At 27.3% G+C, this 3,444-nt stretch carries 4 protein-coding genes; all 4 read right to left on the bottom strand.

Going from position 1 to position 3,444, the window contains the following annotated elements; translation table 11 throughout:
- Window positions 1-392: 5-methylcytosine restriction system specificity protein McrC (locus ACRC03_RS09155; RefSeq protein WP_438652262.1), on the bottom strand; the 392-nt coding region annotated here is incomplete at its 3' end.
- Between the two features lie 2 nt (window positions 393-394).
- Window positions 395-2,782 carry an McrB family protein gene (locus tag ACRC03_RS09150; protein WP_438652261.1) on the bottom strand — a complete coding sequence of 796 codons (2,388 nt, stop codon included), beginning with the start codon at window positions 2,780-2,782 and terminating at the stop codon, window positions 395-397.
- 61 nt (window positions 2,783-2,843) lie between these two features.
- Window positions 2,844-3,020, bottom strand: coding sequence for a hypothetical protein (locus ACRC03_RS09145; RefSeq protein ID WP_438652260.1), 177 nt, complete (start codon window positions 3,018-3,020; stop codon window positions 2,844-2,846).
- A gap of 166 nt (window positions 3,021-3,186) precedes the next feature.
- Window positions 3,187-3,444: hypothetical protein (locus ACRC03_RS09140; RefSeq protein ID WP_438652259.1), on the bottom strand; the 258-nt coding region annotated here is incomplete at its 5' end.

Below are 3,444 nucleotides of genomic sequence, written 5' to 3'. Positions count from 1 at the left end.
ATTTCTATGAAACTATCATTATCTTTAAAATCTAAACTAGATTCTACTAGTGGTAGTCTAATTTTCTCACTATCTCTTAGCCAATACATCAGATTAGCTAAAAGATAGTTGTCCATATTTTCATTAGCTATATTTTCATCAAATACCTTAGGGTATATTGTTATTTCTTCACCTTCGTAATTTACAAAACCTATATAGTTTCTTGCCTTTATATTATTTCCATCAAAAGTGAAGAATCTTTGTTCTTTCTTTTCAGTATTTTCATCTAGTAACTCTGTATCGTCATATATTGAATATCTATTGTTCCAACATTCATTTATAAAATTTCTAAAATTGGTGCAATTTATATGCTTTGGTAGCTCTTTAAACTTTCCAAATTCTTTTAGCTTCATAATTATATTTCATTCCCATCATCGTATAATAATTGGAAGGTATGTTCACATTGTCTAATGTTTATTCCACCTCTTGCTAATACATCTATGACATCACTTTCTCTTCCATTAAAATACTCATTTAGTAGGGGGATTATTTTGTTGTTTATTATTTTTTCTAAATCATTCATAGTCTTGTTTACAAAGAATGCATGTCCTATCATGTAGTCTGCACTTCTTTTCTTTTCATAGATTGCTTTGTTTATTGGTTTTAGTATATGTTCAAATTCATTTATTACACTGTAGTCTGTGTACATTGCTATAAATTCAAATCTTCTTCTTAAAGCTATATCTATAAGAGCTATTGATTTATCCGCTGTATTCATTGTACCTAGTATAAATAAGTTTGATGGCACACCAAATACTTCTTTTGATGGTAGTGTTACTAGTGTTTCATTTGCTTGATTTAGTCTTTTGTCGTCTTCTATTAATGTTATTAGTTCTCCAAATATACGAGATATGTTTCCTCTGTTTATTTCATCTATTATCATTACGTAGTAGTTTTCTAGGTCATTTTTTGCTCTTTCTACTAAGTCCTTGAATACTCCATCTTGTTTTACAAATGATAGTTGATCTGTATTGTTGGTGTTTGCTCTTATACCTTGGATGAATTCTTCATAACTATAGTTTTGGTGGAAGGTAGTGAATACTATTTTCTTTTCTGCTAGATATTTTTTGTATCTTTTGAATACTGCTTCTCTATCTATTTTAGATTCATCTACTACCTCCTCTATTTCTTTTTTCTCTACTATGCTTACTGCGTAGTTTACTGTGTTGTAGGTTTTACCTGTTCCTGGAGGTCCGTATAGTATCATGTTTAGTGGTGTTTCTATTTCTTTTTCAATTACTACTTCTTCATATTCTTCAATGTCTTCTCCTACTGTAACAACATCTTCTTTCCCAGTATCAGTATATTCATTTATATCTATATTTTTATGTTCTATATCCATTTTATCAATTCGTGATAATAGCTCATCTACATCTACATTAAAGCTTTTATTTAGTATTGCATTTTCAAAGTCTTGTTTTTCTTCATTTTTAACAGCAATTGCACTTTTACTACTATATTTACTTCCCCAAGCTTTATTATTTGGTAATTCAGTATCACCTGGTATTACTTCTATACTTTCAAATTTTCTATAGTAAATTCCATTTTCATGTTTTGTTGCAGCTGATGTAAATGTACCTAGCATTAGATAGTTTTCCTTCCTCGTATTTGTATAGAAAATATTGTAGTTATTATTAAGCTCCAAGCTTTTATCACTAGACACCATTATTCCTTTTTCTATAAAGTTATCTACTTCTTCTATGGATAATCCTTTTGTGTTATATGGTTGAAGCTTCATATACGTAGTTTCTATATCCCATAGTTTTGCTACATGAGGTTCAAACATTAGTTTTCCGTATACTTTACCTACATTTTTAGGATTTTTTACTTGTATATTATATTTTTCTAATTCCTTAAATATTTTTTTACATAATTCTGGGTAGTTATTTTCTACCTTAGTATTTGGATCTAGTAGTTTACAAAATTGCAGTAGCTTGGAATTTACAAAACCTGTAATTTTATATTGTGGACTATTTATATACATTATTACATTTCTTACTACTTCTGTTAGTTTATTTAAGTCATTATACTTTTTATAGCTTATTAAATTTTTTACCCAGTCCTTTTGTCTTACAAATGTTAATGCTAATATTCTTTTATCTTCATATTGATTATATGTTGATTTATTAAATGCATTTAAATCTACATAAGATACAACTTCATTTATAAGAGTTATAAATCTGTATTTAATTTCATCATTTTTATAGTTCTCTAATATTTCTTGTGACCTAAATTTATCCAATGATTCTATATCTGATTTTAATTCATCTAGTGCATTATTACTTATTTCAAAATTATTAAATTCTAACCATTTTTCTTCTAATTTTTCAAATGAAAATATTTCTCTTTCCATATCTTCTTTTATAAACCTATTACTACTTTCAATTGCAGTATCTATAGATTTTTTTATTTTCATTTCATAATCTTGTTTTGTTCCTTCATATGCCCTTTTTAAAATTATTTTATAGGTGTCTAAAGCTTCATCATTGCCTATTTTCATTTCTGCTTCTAATGTCCAACCATTTTCTTTTGATGCTATTGCAATATTTAATGTTTCTAATTCTTCTGTCGTTACATATTTTTTATTTACTAGTATTCTTATACCATTTTTTATTGTAGATAATTCTACGTACATTTTAGAGTTAGTTTTAAATCCTATGTAACCAGTAGTTCTATATTGCACCGTTCCGTATAGTCCATTTAAATACTGGCATACTTCTTTTATTCGTTGGTTATTTTCCATATTTTGTCCCCTTAGTATTTATAGATATCTAATTTTCTATATTCTACTATAAATTTTGTTATTATTCAATTTCCCAGATTATCTCTGCCCTTTCATTGAATTTACAGTCTTCTGGCATAATGTTAAAATCACAGCTCTCCTCACATATATTTATATCTTTTAGGTAATCATATCTTCTTCTTGTTATTTCTCTCCCACCAAAGTTATATTTTACATCTAATACTTTGCCAATATTCACGCCTTAGCATGAACTTGACAAAACCAGTCAAGTTCTGCACCCCCAGGGGTTTTTGAGGGAAACAAAGTTTGCCTCTTGCTAATATTGTACAATAATATCAAAATTTAGAATCTAGTAGATTATAAAAATAATGCAAAATTAATTAACAATTATGTTTTATTTATACCTAGAGTTTTCTATAGTGTAAACGTTCCTCTTGATATAAAGTATCAATTTCATATTGAAAATCAGTATACTCTTCTCTCTTTAATTGATCACTTAGAAGAGGATATTTATCTTTATTAACATCGATCATATCCCTTGCAATTTGAGACCTATACTGTTTATTCGTTCCATTAATCATAAAATTATCATCTGTACTTAACTCTTTTAATAATAACTCTAATTCTAATTCAATAATTTCTTTTTCACTTAATAGTTTATC

Source organism: Romboutsia sp. (assembly GCF_051659545.1).
GTDB lineage: Bacteria > Bacillota > Clostridia > Peptostreptococcales > Peptostreptococcaceae > JBOFOR01.
This window is presented reverse-complemented; position numbering and strand designations above follow the sequence as displayed.